Raw genomic sequence first — 20,411 nt, 5'->3', positions numbered from 1 at the left:
GTGTGTGGAAATAGGGACACTCAACGTCTCTATGTCCACACACCCCTCCGCCGCGCGGTAGCAAAGGTCCCTTGCTCCCACCGTGTGTGTCTTGGATACCAGACACAACCACCGGTTGGGGCCGCCCACCAGCGGGCATGGCGTTGTCCAATGGGGCTATGCCGGAAACCGTACTTCTGGGCTCCGAACCGCTTCGGCCCGAACAGGTCGTCGCGGTCGCCCGTGACCACTCGCCCGTCGCGGTCAGCGAAGCGGCCGAGAAGAACCTCGCCGCGACGCGTCAGCACATCGACAACCTCGCGCACGCCGAGACGCCGACGTACGGCGTTTCGACGGGCTTCGGGGCGCTCGCGACCAGGCACATCCCGCTCGAGAGCCGCACCGCGCTTCAGCGGTCGCTGATCCGGTCGCACGCGGCGGGCGCGGGCCCGGCCGTCGAGACCGAGGTGGTGCGCGCGCTGATGGTGCTGCGCCTCCGCACCCTCGCCAGCGGGTACACCGGCATCCGGCCGCAGACCGCGCAAGCGCTTGCGGCCCTGCTCAACGCCGGGATCACGCCGCTCGTTCACGAGTACGGCTCCCTCGGCTGCTCCGGTGACCTCGCGCCTCTAGCCGCTATCGCGCTCGCGCTGATGGGAGAGGGCGAAGTCGAGTACAACGGCGAAGTCGTCCAGGCGGGCGTAGCGCTGAAGCACGCTGGCATCGAGCCTGTCGTTCTCGCGGAGAAGGAGGGCCTTGCCCTCACGAACGGGACCGACGGCATGCTCGGCATGCTCCTGCTCGCCGCGGCCGACCTTCGCAAGCTGCTCGACACCGCCGACATCACCGCGGCGATGAGCGTCGAAGCGCTCCTCGGCACCGACCGCGCCTTCGCGGCCGATCTCCAGGCGCTGCGTCCGCACCCCGGGCAAGCAAGGAGCGCGCTCCGCATGTGGACGGCGCTCCAGGACTCGAAGATCGTCGAGAGCCACCGCGGCCCCGACTGCAACCGCGTCCAGGACGCGTACTCCCTCCGCTGCGCGCCCCAGGTGCACGGCGGCGCACGCGACAGTCTCACGCACGCGGAACTCGTCGCGGAGCGTGAGCTCCACTCCGCGGTCGACAACCCGGTCGTGTTGTCCGACGGACGCGTCGAGTCGAACGGCAACTTCCACGGCGCCCCGGTCGCGTACGTGCTCGACTTCCTCGCCATCCCGCTCGCGGACGTCGCGAGCATCGCTGAGCGCCGCACGGACCGCATGCTCGACAAGGCCCGCTCGCACGGCCTGCCACCGTTCCTCGCCTTCGACCCCGGCGTGGATTCCGGCCACATGATCGCCCAGTACACGCAGGCGGCCGTGGTCAGCGAACTCAAGCGGCTCGCGGTGCCGGCCTCGGTCGATTCGATCCCCAGCAGCGCCATGCAGGAGGACCACGTCTCCATGGGCTGGTCCGCCGCGCGCAAGCTGCGCAAGGCCGTCGAGGGCCTCAACACCGTCCTCGCCATCGAACTGCTCACCGCCGCGCGCGCCCTCGACATGCGCGCGCCCCTGGACCCGTCGCCGGTCACCGGCCGGGTCCGGGATCTCGTCCGCACCAAGGTCGAGGGCCCCGGCCCCGACCGTCATCTGGCGCCGGAGATCGCCGCCGCCGAAGAACTCGTCGCGTCGGGTGCCGTCCTCGCCGCGGCCCAACTGGAGGTCTGAGCCCATGACCCGCACGGTCCGTGCCGCCCGAGGCACCACGCTCACCGCGAAGAACTGGCAGACCGAAGCCGCGCTGCGGATGTTCCACAACAACCTCGACCCCGACGTCGCCGAGCGCCCGGAAGACCTGGTCGTCTACGGCGGAACAGGCAAGGCAGCCCGCAACTGGGCCAGCTTCGACGCGATCACCCGCGAGCTGACCAGCTTGGAGCAGGACGAGACGCTGCTCGTCCAGTCGGGCAAGCCGGTCGGCGTGTTCCGCACGCACGAATGGGCGCCGCGCGTGCTCATCGCGAACTCGAACCTCGTCGGTGACTGGGCGACGTGGCCGGAATTCCGCCGCCTGGAAGCCCAGGGCCTGACCATGTACGGCCAGATGACCGCGGGGTCCTGGATCTACATCGGCACGCAGGGAATCCTGCAGGGCACGTACGAGACCTTCGCCGCCGTCGCCAAGAAGCGGTTCGGAGGCAGCCTCAAGGGCACGCTCACCGTCACCGCCGGCCTCGGCGGCATGGGCGGTGCGCAGCCGCTGGCCGTCACGATGAACGACGGCGTCGCGCTCGTCATCGAATGCGACCCACAGCGCGCCCACCGCCGCGTCGAGACGCGCTACCTCGACGAGGTCGCCGACGACCTCGACGACGCGATCCGCCGGGTGGAGGCCGCGAAGAAGGAGAAGCGCGCGCTGTCCGTCGGGGTGGTCGGCAACGCCGCCGAGGTGCTGCCCGAACTGCTGCGCCGCGGTGTCGAGGTCGACATCGTCACCGACCAGACCTCCGCGCACGACCCGCTTTCCTATCTGCCCAAGGGCGTCGCCGTCGACGAGTGGCAGGACTACGCGGACAAGAAGCCCGACGAGTTCACCGAACGCGCCCGCGAGTCGATGGCGGAGCACGTCGAAGCGATGCTCGGTTTCCTCGACAAGGGCGCCGAGGTCTTCGACTACGGCAACTCCCTGCGCGGCGAGGCGAAACTCGGCGGCTGCGAGCGCGCGTTCGACTTCCCGGGCTTCGTGCCCGCCTACATCCGTCCGCTGTTCTGCGAGGGCAACGGCCCGTTCCGCTGGGCGGCGCTGTCCGGGGACCCCGAGGACATCGCGGCGACCGACCGCGCGATGCTGGAACTGTTCCCGGAGAACGAATCCCTCGCGCGCTGGATCCGGCTGGCCGGTGAACGCGTCGCCTTCCAGGGGCTTCCGTCGCGGATCTGCTGGCTCGGCTACGGCGAGCGGCACCTCGCGGGCCTGCGGTTCAACGAGATGGTCGCCAGTGGTGAGCTCAAGGCGCCGGTCGTCATCGGCCGTGACCACCTCGACTCGGGCAGCGTCGCCTCGCCGTACCGCGAGACCGAGGGCATGGCCGACGGTTCCGACGCGATCGCCGACTGGCCGCTGCTGAACGCGCTGGTCAACACCTCGTCGGGCGCCAGCTGGGTGTCGATCCACCACGGCGGCGGCGTCGGCATGGGCCGCTCCATTCACGCGGGCCAGGTCAGCGTGGCCGACGGAACCCCGCTGGCCGCGCAGAAACTCGAGCGCGTGCTCACCAACGATCCGGGCATGGGCGTCATCCGGCACGTCGACGCCGGCTACGACCGCGCGGCGGAGGTCGCCGACGAGCGCGGCGTGCGCGTGCCGATGCGGGACGCCGAGTGAGCGCGTCCTCGCTGCTGGAGGAGATCTCGGATGTCGGCCGCGACCCGAAGCGCGGTGGCTACTCCCGCCACGCCTTCGACGCGGCCGAAACCGAGCTGCGCGGATGGTTCGTCGAGCGCGCCGGGCGGCTGGGGCTGGGCGTCGAGACCGACCGGAACGGCAACATCTGGGCCTGGTGGGGCACCCCCGGCCCGGACGCGGTCGTCACCGGCAGCCATCTCGACTCGGTGCCCGGCGGGGGCGCGTTCGACGGCCCGCTCGGCGTCGCGAGTGCGCTCGACGCGGTGGAGATCTTGCAGGCCAAGGGATTCCGTCCCGCGAAGCCGTTCGCCGTCGTGGTCTTCGCCGAGGAGGAAGGCGGGCGCTTCGGAGTGCCGTGCCTCGGCTCGCGGCTGCTGACCGGGACCATCGACGCGGACAAGGCGCGAGGCCTGCGTGACCCGGACGGCGTCACGTTCGCCGAGGCGGCGGCGAAATCGGGTCTCGATCCCGAGCGGGTGGGCCGGGACGCCGAGCGGCTCGGGTTGATCGGGAGGTTTCTGGAGCTGCACGTCGAGCAGGGACGCGGGTTGATCGACCTCGGCTCTCCGGTCGCCGTCGGCAACACGGTGATCGCGCACGGCCGTTGGCGATTCTCCTTCCAGGGGCAGGGAAACCATGCCGGTGCGACACTGATCGGCGATCGCCGTGACCCGATGATCCCGGCGGCCGAGACCGTGCTCGCCGTACGGAAACTGGCGAGGGCGACCGCCGACGCGAGGGCGACCGTCGGCAGGCTCGTGCCGACACCTGGCGGGACCAACGTCATCGCGTCCACTGTGGACCTTTGGCTCGACGCTCGGGTGCCGGGCACGGATACGCCCGAGCTGGTCGCCGAGATCGCGAAGCTGGCCGAAGAGGCGGCCGCGCAGGAAGGGTGCCGTGTCGAGGTCAGCAGGGAGTCGTACTCCGACGACGTGATCTTCGATGACGCGCTGCGCCGTGACCTGGGCACCTGGCTGGGCGGGCCGCCGGAACTGCCGACCGGTGCCGGGCACGACGCCGCGATCCTCGCCGGGTTCGTCCCGTCCGGGATGCTCTACGTGCGCAATCCCACCGGCATCAGCCATTCGCCGGAGGAGTTCTCCGAGGCGGCGGACGTCGACCACGGTGCCCGCGCGCTCGCGGACGTTCTGGAGAAACTGTCAACATGACGACATATTGGTGCGAACGTGCCTGGCTGCCGGACGGGATCGCCGATGCCGTCCGGATCGAGGTCGGTGGCGGCAAGATCACTTCGGTGACGGCGAACGCGCCTCGCGAAGGCACTGTCCTCAATGGACTCACCTTGCCGGGGTTCGCCAACGGGCACTCGCACGCGTTCCACCGTGCGCTGCGTGGCCGTACGCATCACGATCGCGGGACCTTCTGGACGTGGCGCGAGCGGATGTACTCGCTCGCGTCCCGTCTGGATCCGGATTCGTACTATCGGCTGGCGCGCGGCGTTTACGCGGAGATGGTGCTGGCCGGCTACACGAGCGTCGGCGAGTTCCACTACCTGCACCACGCTCCGGGCGGAAAGCCTTATGCCGAACCGAACGCGATGGGCGAGGCGCTGCGGCAAGCGGCCAGGGACGCCGGGATCCGGCTGACGTTGCTCGACACGTGCTATCTCGCGGGTGGGATCGGCATCGAACCCGACGAAGTCCAGCGGCGGTTCTCCGACGGGACGGCCACGAAGTGGGCGCAACGAGCCGGCGAACTGCGGGAGGACGAGACGTTCCGGGTGGGTGGCGCGATCCATTCCGTGCGTGCCGTTCCCGAGGACGAATTGTCCGAAGTGGACAACGGGACGCCCGAGGATCGGCCGCTGCACATTCATCTTTCCGAGCAGCGGGCCGAGAACGAACAGTGCATGGCGGCCTATCACTGGACTCCGACAGGCCTGCTCTGGGACAACGGAGTGCTCACCGAGCGGCTCACCGCGGTGCACGCGACGCACCTGACCCCGGGCGACATCAAATGGCTCGGCGAGGCGGAGAGCCGCGCCTGCTTCTGCCCGACGACCGAACGCGATCTCGGCGACGGGATCGGCCCCGCGCGGACGCTGCTGGACGCGGGGGTGCGGCTGTCGCTCGGCAGTGACAGCAACGCGGTCGTCGACGCGTTCGAGGAGACCAGGGCGCTGGAACTCAACGAGCGGCTCGTCAGCGAGAAGCGCGGCCGGTTCACCGCGGAGGAACTGCTCGCGGCGGCCACGGATCATGGCGCGGTCGGCTGGGACGAGGTCGGCGCGCTGACTCCGGGCGCGGGCGCGGATCTGGTGACGGTCGGCCTCGGTTCGGTGCGGACCGCGGGGATCGAGCCGTCCGGAGTGGTCTTCGCCGCTTCCGGCGCCGACGTCCGGGATGTCGTCGTCGCCGGGCGGGAGGTCGTCCGCGATGGCGTGCATCAGCTGATCGACCGGCCGGAAACGGTCTTGGCCAAGGAGATCGAGGCATTGTGGCAGTCCTGATCACGGGAATCGGCGAGCTCACCACGAACGACGCCGAGTTGGGGAAGCTGTACGACGCGGCCGTCGTCGTCGAGGGCGAAACGATCGCCTGGGTCGGCGCGGCCGCGGACGCGCCCGGCGCGGACGAGCGGGTCGACGTCGAGGGCCGCGCGGTGCTGCCCGGCTGGGTGGACAGTCACACGCACCTGGTGTTCGCCGGGGACCGGACCGCCGAGTTCGAGGCGCGGATGGCAGGTAAGGCGTACAGCGCCGGAGGGATCGCGGTCACCGTCGACGCGACGCGGTCGGCTTCCGACGAGCAGCTGGCGGCGAATCTGCGACGGCACGTCGGCGAAGCGGCGAGGCAGGGCACGACCTGTCTGGAAACGAAGACCGGATACGGGCTCAACGTCGAGGACGAGGCGCGTTCGGCGCGGATCGCCGCCGAGGTGACGGACGAGGTGACGTTCCTCGGTGCGCATCTGGTGCCGCCGGGCGCGGACGCGGAGTCCTATGTGGACTTGGTATGCGGCGACATGCTCGACGCCGTCGCGCCGCTCGTGCGGTGGGCGGACGTGTTCTGCGAGACCGGCGCGTTCGACGAGGCGCAGTCCGGGCGGGTGCTGAAGGCGGCGCGGGAGCGCGGGCTCGGGCTGCGGGTGCACGGGAACCAGCTGGGGGAGGGGCCGGGCGTGCGGCTAGCCGTCGAGCTGGGGGCGGCGAGTGTCGACCACTGCACGTACCTGAGCGAAGCGGACGTCGAGGCTCTCGCGGCTTCGGACACGGTCGCGACCTTGCTGCCGGCGTGTGACCTGTCGACCCGGCAGCCGCTGGCGCCGGCGCGGCGGCTCCTGGACGCGGGGGCGACGGTGGCGCTGGCCAGCAACGCGAACCCGGGGAGCTCGTACACGACGTCGATGGCGTTCTGTGTGACGACCGCGGTGCTGCAGATGCGGATGACGATCGACGAGGCGGTGTGGGCGGCGACGGCGGGCGGGGCTCGCGCGTTGCGGCGTGACGATGTGGGCTTCGTGCGGCCTGGGGCGCGCGCCGACCTTCACGTGCTGGAGGCGCCCTCGACGACACACCTCGCGTACCGGCCGGGGGTGCCGCTGACGGCCGCTGTGTGGCGCCGCGGGGAGCGTCTGACCAGCGGTTTCGCCGCAAAGTGGTAGCAAAGGTCCCTTGCTCCCCATCGGCGGTCAGGAGGCTTGGCCGAGGATCTCCTGGACGCGCTCGCGCAGGGCGGGCGGGAGTTCGCCGAGCAGGTGGGACCACTGCTCGACCCGCTTCTGGCTGAGGCGGGTGAGCAGGTCGAGCACCGGCGCCCACAGGTCCTCGTCGGCCGCCGCGACCTGCAGAAGGCCGCGGAACCGAGTCTCGGAGAGCAAGCCGAGGACGTGATCGATCCGGCTCTTGTCGTCGAGGACGAACGCGATCCGGATCAGCGCGTCGTCGCCGATGACGGCCAGCGCCCGGCGCACCGTCGGGTCGGGCAGGTGGCCGACGAACCGGCCGACGGTGATCCAGTCCTCACGGCGCACCAGCTCGCCCGCGACCGCGACGACGGTGTCGAGCGGGATCCGGGCGATGATCGCGCTCGCGCGGCGCGGGTCCAGCTCGGCCGCGACGTCGGCCAGGAACGGCGTCCTCAGCCGCTTCGCGACGTCGACGCCCCGGGAGACGTCCACCAGCCCGGCGATCCGCGCGCACAGAAGCGGGCCGAAGACCTTCTCGGCGATCTTCGCGAGGATCGGGCTCGGGACGAGCTTGCTCGCCATCGCCATCCGCTCGAGGGCGGCGAGGTTGGCGTCGAACAGCGTGTCCGTGACCTGCTCGCGGAACGTCTGGAGCTCGGCGGCGTCCACGCGCTCCAAGTACGAAAGCCGCTCCGGGGTGGTGCCGAGGACACGGGCGAGTTTGAGGATCTCCGCCTGCGCGGCGAAGTTTTCGGTGGTCACAGGCCCACCACCTTGCGTACGGCGCCGCGCAGAAGCGCGGGTACGTACTTCAGGCCCTCTTCACCCGCTTCGGCCAAGGCCTTGGCCTGTCGGTGGCGCGCGTCGCGCAGCGCGTCGGAGAGGTCTTGCTTCTCGGTGTCGGCCAGGGCTTCGATGCCTGCCGGGACAGGACCGCCTAGCTGACCGGTGAGTGTGCGCTCGGCCATGGTCGATCATCATGCCTCATCGACCGGGGGAAGCAGGGGACCTTTACTTTCGTCCATGGCGGACCGCTCCTCACGGCTTGTAGCGTCCTGTCGTGTGAAGGATCCTGAGGAACCCGTGCGGCGCGGGCGGCGGCTGGTCATGGACGTCGCCCTGTGGCTCGGGCTCTGCGGCTGGGTGGTCATCGACGCCGGATCCAGCACGAGGCACTGGGAGCTGCTCTTCGGGCTCACCACGACCACGGCCGCGATCGCGGTGTCGCGCCGGTATCCGCTCGTCTCCCTCGCCATCGCGATGTTCGCCGCTTTCGTCGTCATGGGCAGCTTCGGCGGCCGGGTGCCGATCTGGGAGGGGTTCGTCCTCGTCGCGGTGGGTTACCTCGCCGGCTACCGGCGGCCGGTCGCGAAGCCGATGCTGCGCGTGTTCGCCGTCGTTTCCGTGATCGCGGTCCCCGTGGCGCTGGTGTGGAGCAAGGACGGGTTCGCGTCCTGGGGAGCGCTGCTCGGCGTCCTGGTCTTCGCGGGCGTGACACCCTGGCTGCTGGGCAGGTACATCCGGCAGCGCGAGGACATGGCACGCGACGGCTGGCGGCGTGCCGAGGAGATGGAGAGCCGTCAGCGGCTCGTCGCCGACCGCGCGCGGCTGCGCGAACGGACGAGGATCGCCAGCGACATGCACGACTCGCTGGGTCACGAGCTGAGCCTGATCGCGGTGCGCGCGGCGGCGCTGGAAGTCGCGGGCGGGCTCGACGAGCAGCAGCGGCGGGCGGCGGGCGAGTTGCGGCAGAGCGCCGCGACGGCGACCGAACGGCTGCGCGAGATCATCGGGGTCCTGCGCGAGGACGACGCACCGACCGAGCCGGTGCACGAGAGCATCGACGAACTGCTCGACCGCACCAGGGCGTCGGGAGTGCTGATCGAGTCCTCTGTGGACGCACCACTCGACGGCGAACCGCAGATGGTCGACCGCGCCGCGTATCGCGTGGTCCAGGAATCGGTCACGAACGTGGTGAAACACGCGCCGGGGGCGGCCGTCACCGTCCGGGTGACGCGGTCGGCGGGACGGACGGACGTCGTGGTCACCAACACGGCGCCGCCCGCGGGGCCGTTGCCGGGCCGGGCTTCGGGCAGGCGCGGGCTGATCGGCCTGCGCGAGCGGGTCCGGCTGGTCGGCGGGACCCTGCGGGCAGGCCCACACGACGGTGGATTCGAGGTCGGCGCGACCCTGCCGCACGACGCCGCGCCGTCGGAGGAATCGCCCGAGAGCCAGGCGGCGATGGACGCCGAGGTGGGGCAGTCGACGTCGGCCAGGGAACTCGAACGTGCGCGCCGGGACGTGCGGCGCAGTCTGATCCAGGCGATCGTCGTGCCGATCGGGCTGTTCGGCCTGGTGGTCGGGATCAGCGGTGCGGTGTTCCTCGTCCAGTGGTACCGCTCCGAACTCCCCGGCGGCGACTACGACCGCATCCGGATCGGCCAGACGCGCGCCGAGATCGCGTCCCTCCTGCCCGACGGTCAACGGATCGCGCGGCCGCGGGCGGTGGAGCCGCCGGTTCCCGCGGGGGCGACATGCGAGTACTACGGCACCGAGCGCAGCGTGTTCAACTTGAACTACGAGGCCTACCGGTTGTGCTTCGCCGAGGGGAGACTCGTGGCGAAGCACGTGATCAGTGAAGATGAGCAAAGGGGGGACCCGGATGATCCGGGTGGTGCTGGCCGATGACGAGGCGATGATCCGCGCCGGCGTGTCGGCGATCCTGGCCGCGGACGCCGGGATCGAGGTGGTCGCGGAAGCCGAGGACGGCCGCGCCGCCGTCGAGCAGGCCCGCGCGACCAGGCCGGACGTCGTGCTCCTCGACATCCGGATGCCGGTCATGGACGGGCTCAAGGCGGCCGGGGAGATCCGCCGGTTGCTGCCGGAGGTGGGCGTGATCATGCTGACTACGTTCGGGGAGGACGCCTACATCGAACGCGCGCTCGGCCTCGGCGCGAGCGGTTTCCTGCTGAAATCCGGTGACCCCCGTGAACTGCTCGGCGGGATCCACGCGGTCGCGGGTGGCGCGGCGTTCCTTTCGCCGAAGGTCGCGCAGCGCGTCATCGCCCGCTTCTCCGGCAATCAGGTCTCCCGTGCCGAAGAGGCGAAGGCGCTGATCGGCAAACTGACCCCGCGTGAGCAGGAAGTGCTGGCGCTGCTCGGTTCGGGACTGTCCAATGCGGACATCGCCGCGAAGCTGTTCGTGGTCGAGGGCACGGTGAAGGCCTACGTCAGCACCATCCTCAGCAGGCTCGGCGCGCGGAACCGGGTGCAGGCCGCGATCACCGCGTACGAGGCGGGGCTGGTCGGCGGGGGACAGGCGGAGTCCAGCCGCTGACGCCGGCGCCGATACGGGCGGTGAGCGCTCCGGGGAGGAGCCGGAACACGCCGTTGCGGACGGCCACGGCGAGCGGGTTGCGCAGCTGCGGGCCGATCTTTCCGGCCTGGACCGACGCTTTGACCACTGATTGGCTGCGCGGGCGGCGCTGCTCGTCGTAACTCTTCAGCGCCGCGTCGACGTCCTCGGTGGTGCTGAGTGCGGCGGCGAGGACGACGGCGTCTTCGATCGCCTGGCAGCCGCCCTGGCCGAGGAACGGCGGCATCGCGTGGGCCGCGTCGCCGAGAAGCGCGACACGCCCTTTGACGTAGGCGGGCAGGGGAGTGCCGAGCAGGTAGAGGTCGTGGTGGAGCAGTGTCTCGGGTGTCGTCGCGTCGATGAGCTCGGGAATCGGTTCGTGCCAGCCGCCGAAGCGGTTTCGCAGATACATCTTCGGGTCCTCGTGCCGGACGCCCGGTTCGGCGACGTAACTCGCCCACCAGTAGACGCGGCCGTCGTGCAGCGGGATGACGCCGATCTCGGCCCCGTCGTCCCAGCTCGTGCTGAGGTCTGCCGGGTGAGGGAGGGCGGTCACCGCGCGGAAGGCCGTGCTGCCGCTGTACACCGGTTCGGGGTGGTGTGGCCAGAGTTCCTTGCGGGCCATGCTGTGGATCCCGTCCGCGGCGACGATGACGTCGGCGTCGAGATCGTCGAGGCTCATGACCTCCACGCCGGTGCGGACACAGTCTTCGGGCAGGGCGTCGCGGAGCGCGCCGATGAGATCCGCGCGGTGGATGGCGGCGAGCGGACGGCCGTGGTGACGGCGGAACGCCTCGGCGTCCCACCGGGTGATGCGGCGGCCGTCGCGGTCGTGGAGTCCGCCGGAGGATTGTTCTTGTTGCCGGGCGAGGCGAACGCCCAGCGTTTCGAGTGAGCGCAGGGCGTTCGGCCACAGGGAGATGCCCGCGCCGACGGCGGTGAGCTCCGGCGCCTGTTCGAGGACGGTGACCTCCCAGCCGATGCCGTGCAGCCCGATGGCGGCGCTCAGTCCGCCGATTCCCCCGCCGATCACGATCGCTTTGCGCATGTCGACCTCCTCTACATTTGTAGAGTACTACTACACTTGTAGAGTGCGAAAGGCGACGATCGGGGACGCGGCCATCGAGGTCATCGCGGCCGAGGGGATGCGGGGGCTGACGCATCGCGCCGTCGACCGGTTCGCCGGGCTGCCGGCGGGTTCGACCTCGTACTACGCGCGGACGCGGGCGGCGCTGCTGGAGCTGGCGATCTCGCGGATGATCGAACTCGACGAGGTCACCCTCGATCCGCCACCCGGACGGCTGGCCGAGTACGTGGCGGGGTTCGCCCACTCGGCGATCACGAACGGGCGGACGCGGATGCTCGCGCGATACGAATTCGCGCTGGAGGCGACGCGGCGGCCGGAGCTGCGGGAGGCCTACGACCGGGGCGGGCTGGTCATCCGGCGGCGGTGCGCGGAGGTGCTCGCCGCGTGCGGATCGGCGGAGCCGGACCGGCACGCGCGGGTGCTCGTCGCGTGGCTGGAGGGGACGGTCTTCGACGCGCTGGCCGGGACGGGTTCGCTGCGGCCGCCGGGGCTCGAGGAGCTGACGCGAGGGGCGCGGGAGGTTTTGGCTGGGCTCGGGGTGGCGGGGTAGCAAGGGACCTTTGCTACCGCTTGGGGCTCTGACCTGCGGAAAGAGAGCAAGGGACCTTTGCTATCGCTTGGCCGGGAGGGCTCCAGCACCCTCATCGGTCTGGAACGGAGGATGTCGCGAAAGCCACTTTCGGGACATCTGACGTCCTGAAAGTGGCTTTCGCGACGTGCCCGGGTGCCCCGCGTGGTAGCAAAGGTCCCTTGCTCCCCCTCAGGCGTCCCGGCGCCTAAGCACCGTGGAACCGGTGACCAGCCCAGCCGCCGCCCAAGCCGCACAGAGCGCGACGCCGACCCAAGGCGCGTAGGGCGCGACACCGCCGAAGATCGGATTCGGCTGCCCCGGCGTGACCATCGCGTTGACACCCGCGAAGCCCGGGAAGTAGTTCACGAGGTCTTCCCAGCCCAGCGAGCCGGCGAACATCGGGATCATCACCAGCAGCACGAACACCGTCACGATCGTCCCCGCCGTCGAGCGCAGCGCCGTCCCCAGGCCGAGGCAGAGCAGACCCAGCAGGGCGAAGTAGGCCCCCATGCCCGCCGCGGTCGCGAGGACCTCGCCCACCGAGGAGTCCGGCGCGGGGATCAGCGGCGCAGAGATGGCCACACCGGCGAGGGTGTTCAGCACGCCGAAGCCGAACAGCACCGGCAGCAGGACGGCCGATTTCGCCACGAGGACCCGGTTCCGCACCGGGACCCACTGCAGGGTCGAGCGGATGCTGCCACTGGCGTACTCGCTCGTCATGAACAGCGTCGCCAGCGCGACCACCGCGAACTGCGTGAGGTAGAACGCCGCTCCGGTCACCACGGCGTGCGGGGCCATCGGCCGGTCGCTGCCGTTCTGCAGCGCGAAACCCAGCGCCGCCGAGTAGGCGAGCATCAGGCCGAGCCCGCTGATCAGGCACCACCAGGTCGACCGGACCGACCAGAACTTGGTCCATTCCGAAGAGATCGCGTTCATCGTGCGCTCCACTGCTTGAAGAAACCGGTCAGCTCGGCGCGGAAGAACTTCAGCGCCTCCCGCGAGCCGATCGATCCGTACTGGTTCTCGATTTCGGACGGCGGGAGGTGCGGCCGTAGCCCCAGCTGGTCGATCAGGATCGCGGCGTCGGTCACCGACGAATGACCGCTGTTCTCGACCAGGTCCTGCCTCTTCGGCCCGGTGAGCCGCGGCCAGGTCTCGTTCCAGGACGCCCGGAAGTACTTCTCGCCGGTCGGGCTGGTCAGCAGCAGGAACGGCCGGTCGAGCGAGATGGTGCCGTAGAACGGACCGTCGACATTCACGCCCGCCTTGATCCGCCGGTCGGCGGCCATCGCGGCGGCGGTCGCCGAACCGCCGGCGGAGTGCCCGGCCATCCCGATCTTCGTCGCGTCGATCGACCAGCGCCGGTCCTTCAGCAGCGTGTCGACGACGAACGTCGTGTCCACGGCGCGGTTCGCGATCGCGGCGGGCCACGGCTCACCAGGGAGTCCACAAGCGACACACTGGCGCAGCCCGTCGGGGAATTCCGTCGCCCACGCTTCGTAGGCGTGGTCGATCCCGGCGACCACGAAGCCTTGCGTGGCAAGGTGTTCGGCGACCGAGGTCAGGGTGATCCGGTTGTTGCCCGCCCCCGGTGAGAGCACCACCAGCGGACGTCGTCCGGGCAGCGCGGGCGCGTTTTCGCGGGAGTGGACCCGCACCTTGCTCAGGGCGTCCGGCGGCAGGTCGAGTTTCCGCCCGGCGACGGTCGCCGCGGACTCGGCGTTGGTCATGTACAGCGGCGCGCGCCCGATCGGGACGGCCGGGTACCAGACGTTGACCATCAGTTCGCGCCGCTTCTCCGGCACCCAAGGGTCGGCTCGCCGCTGATCGGTGAGGTGCAGCGTGCGCAGCCCGATCGGGAGCGGGCCGCCCGGAGCGGGCAGCGACAGTTCCGGTGCCGCCGACGCGGCCGCCGGCACCCCCAGCAGGCCGGCGATCACCGCCACCATGACGATGAGTGATTTCACGCCGCGACTCCCGTTCCGTATTCGACCGACGACGCGGTCAGTTCCATGTACGCCTGTTCCAGTGACGCGGTCCGTTCGGCCAGCCCGTGCACGCGGATCCCGAGTTCGTGCACCGCGTCACCGACGAGGTGGACGGGCAGGTCGTGCACGAGCAGCTCGTCCTGATCGGATTCCGTGGTCGCGCCGAGTGCGCGGAGGCGCTGTTCGAGGACACGCAGGTCGGCGGGAGCGGGCACCCGCACCACGACCGACGTCCGCGAATTGCCCGCGATGAACTCGTCGACCGGCGCGTCGGCGAGGAGCTTTCCCTTGCCGATGACGACGAGCCGGTCCGCGGTCAGCTGCATCTCGCTCATCAGATGGCTCGACACGAATACCGTGCGGCCCTCCTCCGCGAGGAGACGCATCAGCTGCCGCACCCAGCGGACGCCGTCGGGGTCGAGGCCGTTCACCGGCTCGTCGAACATCAGCACGCCCGGGTCGCCCAGCAGGGCACCGGCGATCCCGAGTCGTTGCCCCATGCCGAGGGAAAACGTCCCGGCGCGTTTGCCCGCTACGTCGGTGAGGCCCACCGTCGCGAGCACTTCGTCCACCCGGCTCGCCGGGATCCCGTTGCTGCGCGCCATCGCCAGGAGGTGCTTGCCCGCGCTCCGGCCGGGATGCAGCGCCTTGGCCTCCAGCAGCGCGCCCACCTCGCGCAACGGGAATCGCAGGTCCTCGTATCGCTTGCCGTCGATGAGGACCTCGCCCGCGCTCGGCGCGTCGAGGCCGAGCGTCATCCGCATGGTCGTCGACTTGCCCGCGCCGTTGGGTCCAAGGAAACCGGTCACTTTGCCCGGTTCGACGGCGAAGGTCAGCCCGTCCACCACCGTCTTCTCGCCATAGCGCTTCGTGAGTCCTCGAAGCGTGATCATCCGCGTCCTCCTTCGTGTCCCTGAATCCTCCGGCGCGGGGGCACCCGGGCGCAGTGCCCCGAAGTCATCGGCCACCCCTTACTTTCGGCAGGTGCCGCTCGGCACGAGTCGCCGCGGAAAGGCACAATCGGCGCCATGACCACCCGCGAACAACGGCGCGTGAATCCGCTCGACCTGGTGATGCTCGTGCTCGCCGTGTTCTCCGTCGGGCTGCTCGCCTACGTGACGTTCTTCCCTCATTCGGAGGAGACGGCGCATCGTGTCTTCGTCATCGACACGACGGTGTGCGGGATCTTCGCGCTGGAATTCCTCTGGCGCTGGCGGCGAAGTGGCTGGGAGAAGCGGTTCCCGCTGCGCAACTGGTACGAGATCCTCGGCATGATCCCCATCGCGCATCCGGCGCTGCGCGGGTTCCGGCTGCTGCGGATCATCGTGGTGCTGGTCCGGCTCGCGCGCACCGCCGATCGCGCGTTCGGTGAGCGGTTCACGCAGCGCCTGGTCGAACGCCTTTCCCGGCCGATCGTGCTCGCGATCAAGAAACCGATCACGATCGCGGTGCTCGACGAGGTCGTCAAGGTGCTGGAAACGGGGAACTATCCGCAGAACCTCGCACGCTCACTCGGCGAGAACCAGACGTTGCTGCGGGGGATCATCGCGGAGAAGCTCAAGAACGATCGGCAGGCCGGGCGGCTTTCGAAACTGCCGTTCCACGACGAAGTGGTGCGTTCGGTGATCGACACCGCGATGCGCGTGATCCTCGAAGTGCTGACCGATCCGCGGATAGACGAATTCTTCGCGCATGTGGTGCGCGAGAACCGCGAGCAGATCCGCAGCGCGGTGCAGCTGGGGCTGAACGAACGCGAGGATGACGAGGAGCTGGCGTCACAGTTGCCGACCAAGCCTCAGCATCAGTTGATGGACTGACCTCGTGAAGTGCGCCGGGTGGGCGCGGCGTTCAGCGGGTCCTCCGGCCACGGGTGCTTCGGGTAGCGCCCGCGGAGATCGGCGCGTACGGCCGCGTAACCGTTGCGCCAGAACGATTCCAAGTCGGCGGTGACCGCGGCGGGCCGTCCCGCGGGGGAGAGCAGGTGCAGCACGACGGGGACGCCCGCCAGTTTCGGTGTCGCGAGCCAGCCGAAGGTCTCCTGCAGTTTGACGGCGAGCACCGGCTGTTCACCCGAGTAGTCGATCCTGATCCGCGAGCCCGACGGTACCTCCAGCCGGTCCGGTGCCAGTTCGTCCAAACGCGACGCCTCCGGCCAGGGCAGCAGCCCGCGCAGCGCCGCGCCGGCGTCCAGTGCGGCGAGATCGGATCGGCGACGCGCCGAGCCGAGGTCGAGCCAGCTGTCCAAAGTAGACAAAAGATCCGTCTCGGACACCGAGGGCCAGGGCGGGCCCAGCACGCGATGCAGGAAGGAAAGTCGCTCGCGCAGCCGCTTGCCGTCCTCGGTCCAGCGCAGCAGGCCGAGCCCTTCGGCGCGCAACCCGTCCAGCAGCGCGGTGCGGATCGTGTCCGGTGCGGGCGAGCGCAACGGTTTCTCCGAGAGCGTGATCGCGCCGAGCCGCCGCACCGACCGTGCGACGACGTCACCCGAAGACCAGCGCACTTCGTCCACTGAGGACACCAGATTCGGTGCGGCGCGCACGGCGAGGTCTTCGTCGGCGGGTGCCGCCAGACGGATGATCCCCTGCGCGCGGCCGGGATCCCGGGTCGCTTCGGCCACCGCCAGCCATTCGACGTCGGCCAGCCCGCTCCCGCGGGGGAGTTCGGCGGCCGTTCCGCTTGCCATCAGGTACACCGGTGTCCCCGCGGAACGCCGTCGCGCGAGCCGCTCGGGATGCGCCAGCGCCACGACCAGTGCCGGATCGGAGGCGTTGCCGCCGTCGGGAACCAGCCGGGAAAGCCTTCGCACGTCACGCTTCCAGCGCTCGTCGCCGCGCACCCGCCGCAGTTCTGCTTCGAGGTCGGTCAGTGTGCCGCCGCTGTCCAGCAGCGCGACGACTTCGGCCGCCGAACGCGCGTTGGTCCGCGCCGCGCCGTCCAGCAACGCCCTTGCCAGCCGCGGATGCAGGCCCAGCGCGGCCATCTTCCGGCCGCGTTCGGTCACCGTGCCGTCTTCCGCGGTCGCCCCGAGCGTGGTCAGCAACGCGCGACCGGCGGCCAGCGCGCCCTCGCCGGGCGGATCCCACCAGGCCAGGCCGGATCCGTCCGGAGTGGACCAGCACGCGAGTTCCAAAGCGAATCGCGCCAGCTCGGCCGTCCGGATCTCGGGCTCGGGATACGCGGGCAGAGAGCCCTGTTCATGTGCCGCCCAGCACCGGTACGCGCGGCCCGGTGCCTCACGTCCGGCCCGGCCGGCGCGCTGTTCCGCGACCGCGGCGGACACGCGTACCGTCGCCAGCCCAGGCAGGCCACGCCGATGATCGACCCTGGGCACGCGGGACAGGCCACAGTCCACCACCGCGCGCACACCCGGCACGGTCAGGCTGGACTCGGCGACCGACGTCGAGAGCACCACCCGGCGGCGGGCGCGTGGGCGCAGGGCGTCGTCCTGGTGTGCCGCCGACAACCGTCCGTGCAAGGGCAGCACGTCGGCGTCGAGGCCGCCGAGCAGGCCGCTCACCCTGGCGATCTCTCCCGCGCCGGGCAGGAAGGCGAGCACGTCACCGTCCCCTTCGGACAGTGCTTTGTGGATCACCCTGGCGACGGTCGCCTCGATCCGCTCGCCGCGCGCCGGCGGGGAGTACGAGACGTCGACCGGATATGTCCTCGCCACCGCGGTGATCACCGGCGCGTCGCCGAGCAGGGCCGCCAGCCGACCGGACGCCACGGTGGCGGACGTCGCGAGCAGGCGCAGGTCGTCCCGCAGTCCCGCGCGCACGTCCAGCAGCAGCGCGAGCAGCAGATCCGCGTCGAGATGGCGTTCGTGGCATTCGTCGAGCAGGACGGTCGAAACCCCGCTCAGTTCGGGATCACCCTGTACCCGCCGGACGAGCAAACCCGACGTCACCACTTCGATCCGAGTCGAAGACGAAACCTTCCGATCCCCGCGGACCGAATAGCCGACCGTCTCACCGACCCGTTCGCCCAGCAGGGAAGCCATTCGCGCCGCCGCGGCCCGCGCGGCCAGCCGCCTCGGTTCGGCGACGATCACCCGGCCTTCGCCGTTGTCCAGCGCGAGCGGCACCAACGTGGTCTTGCCGGTCCCCGGGGGCGCGACGAGCACGGCGGTGCCGTGGGCGTCGAGTGCGGCTTCGAGTTCGGGCAGGACGGCGCGAACCGGCAGATCGGGAAGGGTCACTTCTCGGTGACCTGCGGCGGAGGCGGGATCCGGTAACCGGAGGGGCCGATGTTGCGGTTCAGCGATTCGAGCCATTCCCCGGACGAGATCATCTTCTGGATCGCCTTGGCCACCGCCGCCCGCCCCTCGGTGTCTTCCTTGCGGAGGCCGACACCGTACTTCTCCTTCGAGAACGGCTTGCCGACGACTCGCAGCAGCTCCGGGTTCTGCGCCACGTAACCGGCGAGGATGACGTCGTCGGTGGTCACCGCGTCCACTTGCCCGGCGAGGAGAGCCGTGACGCAGTCCTGGTAGCGCGGGTACTCGACGAGCTGGACGGCCTGCGCGAACTTGTCGCGCACCTGTTCGGCGGAGGTGGTGCCGCCCACGGCGCACAGCTTGCGGCCGTTGAGGTTCTCGGGGCCGGTGATGTCGGTCGACCGGAGGCGGACGAGCAGATCCTGGCCCGTGTCGAAATAGGGCCCGGCGAAACCGACGACCTGTTTCCGTTTTTCGGTGATGGAGTAGGTCGCCACCATCAGATCCGTGATCCCCGAGGTGATGTCCGTCTCGCGGGACGACGGCCTGCTGTCGTGCCAGGTGATGTGATCCTCGTCGACCCCCAATTCGCTCGCGACGTACTTCGCCACGTCGACGTCGAAGCCGACGTAGCGGCCGTCCATCGTCCTTCGCGAAAGCCCCGGCTGGTCGAAGCGGATGCCGATGGTGAGCTTGTTGGACGCGACGGCGCGCGCGACGAGAGAATCCGACGGACCGGCCTCTTCGCCGCAGGCCGCCGCTGTGACCAGCATCAAGCAGGCCATCAGCAGCGCGTGTCCCCTCATCGGGTGCCTCCGTCCGCCGCCTCACATTGTTCTCAGGGTCGGCGGTTAGCCTAGGCCCGTGCGTAGACCGCCCCAAGTCGTACTCGACGCCGTGGGCACACTCGCCCGGCTCGGACTGGCCGCCGTCTGGTTGGTCTCCGGAGCGCTGAAGATCAGCGATCCGGGGCAGACCTACATCGCGGTCCAGGCGTTCGACGTCCTGCCGGACGGGCTCGTCCGCCCGGTCGCGATCGGGATGCCGCTCGTCGAACTGGCGCTCGGCCTGTTCCTGCTCGCCGGATTCGTGACCCGGTGGGTGTCGGTGCTGTCGGTGCTGCTGCTCGCGGTGCTCATCGCCGCCATCGCCCAATCCTGGGCGCGCGGGCTGAGCATCGACTGCGGCTGCTTCGGCGGTGGCGGTCAGATCGCCGCGGATCAGACGCAGTATCCGCAGGAGATCGCCAGGGACCTCGGATTCGCGCTCTTGGGTGTGTGGCTGATCGTGCGGCCGCGGACCTGGCTGTCGGTGGACGGCTGGCTCGGGAACTCCGGGGCCCCCGCCGACGACGACTATGTGGGTATCGCTGAAGGGAACGAATAATCGTGGGTGGAGCTGAGCGCAACGCTCGGAAACGCAAGCAGCAGCAGACCGCGTCGCGCTCGGTGGCACAGGCCAGGGGCGTCGCGGGCGGCGACAAGAAGAAGGTCGTCGCGATCACCGTCGCGGTGGTCGTGCTCGCCGCGCTGGTGATCGGTGGCGTGATCTGGACGACGTCCAGCAAGGACAGCACCGAGGGCAAGGTGATCGGAGCGCAGCCGACCGCCTCGGCGCCCGGTGTCGTCGAGAAGCGCGAGGGGGCGGCCGTGGTCGTCGGCAAGCCCGAGGCGAAGAAGACGATCGACATCTACGCCGACTTCCTCTGCCCGGTTTGCAAGCAGTTCGAAGAGTCGTTCAAGGGACAGATCGAGGAGCAGGTGAACAACGGGACCCTGCAGGTCCGGTACCACATGCTGCCGATGCTCAACCAGCGCTCCGACCCGCCGGGTTACTCGCTGGACTCCGCCAATGCCTCGCTCGCCGCGGCCGACGCGGGCAAGTTCGTCGCCTTCCACGACGCGCTGTTCAAGGATCAGCCGGAGGAAGGCGGGCGCGGGTTCGACAAGGCGCAGCTGATCAAGCTCGGCCAGGACGTCGGCATCACCGACCCGGCCTTCGCGCTCAAGGTGAACAGCGGCGCTTACGACCAGGAGATCCAGGACGCGTACAAGAAGATCTCGACGGACCCGTCGCTGCAGCAGGACTTCGGCAACGGGCCCGGTTTCGGCACGCCGACCGTGACGGCGAACGGGCAGGTCGTGAAGCTGGAGCAGGACTGGGTGCAGAAGGTCACCGGCTAG

At 70.1% G+C, this 20,411-nt stretch carries 19 protein-coding genes; 11 read left to right on the top strand and 8 right to left on the bottom strand.

The features are described from left to right. Positions 1-158 precede the first annotated feature (158 nt). The 5 genes from hutH to hutI are packed head-to-tail and all read left to right on the top strand — an operon-like array spanning position 159 to position 6,990. Positions 159-1,685, top strand: coding sequence for a histidine ammonia-lyase (gene hutH / locus ACXIZN_RS26950; RefSeq protein ID WP_457957698.1), 1,527 nt, complete (start codon positions 159-161; stop codon positions 1,683-1,685). A gap of 4 nt (positions 1,686-1,689) precedes the next feature. Continuing rightward, entirely contained in the window at positions 1,690-3,342 is a 1,653-nt protein-coding gene (hutU, locus tag ACXIZN_RS26945; protein WP_457957696.1) for a urocanate hydratase, read from the top strand. Then, a complete protein-coding gene (locus ACXIZN_RS26940) occupies positions 3,339-4,535 on the top strand; it encodes an allantoate amidohydrolase (protein ID WP_457957694.1) in 1,197 nt (398 codons plus the stop codon). The genes hutU and ACXIZN_RS26940 overlap by 4 nt, the downstream gene beginning before the upstream one ends. Further along, positions 4,532-5,836: a formimidoylglutamate deiminase gene (locus tag ACXIZN_RS26935; RefSeq protein ID WP_457957692.1), complete on the top strand. Its 1,305-nt coding sequence runs from the start codon at positions 4,532-4,534 to the stop codon at positions 5,834-5,836. Before ACXIZN_RS26940 ends, ACXIZN_RS26935 begins: the two co-directional genes overlap by 4 nt. Further along, positions 5,824-6,990 (top strand): imidazolonepropionase, encoded by a 1,167-nt coding sequence (hutI, locus tag ACXIZN_RS26930; RefSeq protein WP_457957690.1) that lies wholly within the window; start codon positions 5,824-5,826, stop codon positions 6,988-6,990. Before ACXIZN_RS26935 ends, hutI begins: the two co-directional genes overlap by 13 nt. A gap of 27 nt (positions 6,991-7,017) precedes the next feature. On the opposite strand, the gene ACXIZN_RS26925 is transcribed toward hutI, so the two are convergent. Together ACXIZN_RS26925 and ACXIZN_RS26920 are read right to left on the bottom strand one after the other, a co-directional pair. Further along, on the bottom strand, positions 7,018-7,776 hold the full coding sequence (locus ACXIZN_RS26925) for a hypothetical protein (protein WP_457957688.1): 759 nt from the start codon (positions 7,774-7,776) through the stop codon (positions 7,018-7,020). Then, entirely contained in the window at positions 7,773-7,982 is a 210-nt protein-coding gene (locus ACXIZN_RS26920; protein WP_126737117.1) for a hypothetical protein, read from the bottom strand. Before ACXIZN_RS26920 ends, ACXIZN_RS26925 begins: the two co-directional genes overlap by 4 nt. A 115-nt stretch (positions 7,983-8,097) precedes the next feature. Between ACXIZN_RS26920 and ACXIZN_RS26915 the strand changes: the two genes are divergently transcribed. Together ACXIZN_RS26915 and ACXIZN_RS26910 are read left to right on the top strand one after the other, a co-directional pair. Then, positions 8,098-9,702 (top strand): histidine kinase, encoded by a 1,605-nt coding sequence (locus ACXIZN_RS26915; protein ID WP_457960600.1) that lies wholly within the window; start codon positions 8,098-8,100, stop codon positions 9,700-9,702. After that, positions 9,677-10,351, top strand: coding sequence for a response regulator (locus tag ACXIZN_RS26910; protein ID WP_457957686.1), 675 nt, complete (start codon positions 9,677-9,679; stop codon positions 10,349-10,351). The genes ACXIZN_RS26915 and ACXIZN_RS26910 overlap by 26 nt, the downstream gene beginning before the upstream one ends. On the opposite strand, the gene ACXIZN_RS26905 is transcribed toward ACXIZN_RS26910, so the two are convergent. Beyond that, a complete protein-coding gene (locus ACXIZN_RS26905) occupies positions 10,296-11,417 on the bottom strand; it encodes an FAD-dependent monooxygenase (protein ID WP_457957684.1) in 1,122 nt (373 codons plus the stop codon). The genes ACXIZN_RS26910 and ACXIZN_RS26905 overlap by 56 nt on opposite strands. Before the next feature lie 43 nt (positions 11,418-11,460). Between ACXIZN_RS26905 and ACXIZN_RS26900 the strand changes: the two genes are divergently transcribed. Beyond that, positions 11,461-12,006 (top strand): TetR/AcrR family transcriptional regulator, encoded by a 546-nt coding sequence (locus ACXIZN_RS26900; RefSeq protein WP_457957682.1) that lies wholly within the window; start codon positions 11,461-11,463, stop codon positions 12,004-12,006. Between the two features lie 210 nt (positions 12,007-12,216). On the opposite strand, the gene ACXIZN_RS26895 is transcribed toward ACXIZN_RS26900, so the two are convergent. Genes ACXIZN_RS26895 through ACXIZN_RS26885 form a run of 3 tightly spaced genes read right to left on the bottom strand, consistent with a single transcriptional unit; the run spans position 12,217 to position 14,908 of the window. Beyond that, the gene (locus tag ACXIZN_RS26895) at positions 12,217-12,963 is read right to left on the bottom strand and encodes an ABC transporter permease (RefSeq protein ID WP_457957680.1); all 747 of its coding nucleotides are present in this window, start codon (positions 12,961-12,963) and stop codon (positions 12,217-12,219) included. Then, positions 12,960-13,994, bottom strand: a complete 1,035-nt coding sequence (locus ACXIZN_RS26890; protein ID WP_457957679.1) for an alpha/beta hydrolase family protein — start codon at positions 13,992-13,994, stop codon at positions 12,960-12,962. The genes ACXIZN_RS26895 and ACXIZN_RS26890 overlap by 4 nt, the downstream gene beginning before the upstream one ends. Beyond that, a complete protein-coding gene (locus ACXIZN_RS26885) occupies positions 13,991-14,908 on the bottom strand; it encodes an ABC transporter ATP-binding protein (RefSeq protein WP_257488917.1) in 918 nt (305 codons plus the stop codon). The genes ACXIZN_RS26890 and ACXIZN_RS26885 overlap by 4 nt, the downstream gene beginning before the upstream one ends. Positions 14,909-15,043: 135 nt before the next feature. On the opposite strand from ACXIZN_RS26885, the gene ACXIZN_RS26880 reads away from it, so the two are divergent. Continuing rightward, positions 15,044-15,832, top strand: coding sequence for an ion transporter (locus ACXIZN_RS26880; RefSeq protein ID WP_457957677.1), 789 nt, complete (start codon positions 15,044-15,046; stop codon positions 15,830-15,832). On the opposite strand, the gene hrpB is transcribed toward ACXIZN_RS26880, so the two are convergent. After that, entirely contained in the window at positions 15,817-18,210 is a 2,394-nt protein-coding gene (gene hrpB, locus ACXIZN_RS26875; RefSeq protein WP_457957676.1) for an ATP-dependent helicase HrpB, read from the bottom strand. The genes ACXIZN_RS26880 and hrpB overlap by 16 nt on opposite strands. Next, on the bottom strand, positions 18,207-19,034 hold the full coding sequence (locus ACXIZN_RS26870; RefSeq protein ID WP_457957674.1) for a glutamate ABC transporter substrate-binding protein: 828 nt from the start codon (positions 19,032-19,034) through the stop codon (positions 18,207-18,209). The genes hrpB and ACXIZN_RS26870 overlap by 4 nt, the downstream gene beginning before the upstream one ends. Before the next feature lie 91 nt (positions 19,035-19,125). On the opposite strand from ACXIZN_RS26870, the gene ACXIZN_RS26865 reads away from it, so the two are divergent. Both ACXIZN_RS26865 and ACXIZN_RS26860 read left to right on the top strand, forming a co-directional pair. Next, positions 19,126-19,614 carry a MauE/DoxX family redox-associated membrane protein gene (locus ACXIZN_RS26865; RefSeq protein WP_257489770.1) on the top strand — a complete coding sequence of 163 codons (489 nt, stop codon included), beginning with the start codon at positions 19,126-19,128 and terminating at the stop codon, positions 19,612-19,614. Between the two features lie 2 nt (positions 19,615-19,616). Next, positions 19,617-20,411: a DsbA family protein gene (locus tag ACXIZN_RS26860; protein ID WP_457957673.1), complete on the top strand. Its 795-nt coding sequence runs from the start codon at positions 19,617-19,619 to the stop codon at positions 20,409-20,411.

This window comes from Amycolatopsis sp. TRM77291 (assembly GCF_054166285.1).
The sequence above is the reverse complement of the archived record's forward strand: the minus strand, read 5'-3'. Positions and strand labels throughout refer to the sequence as shown.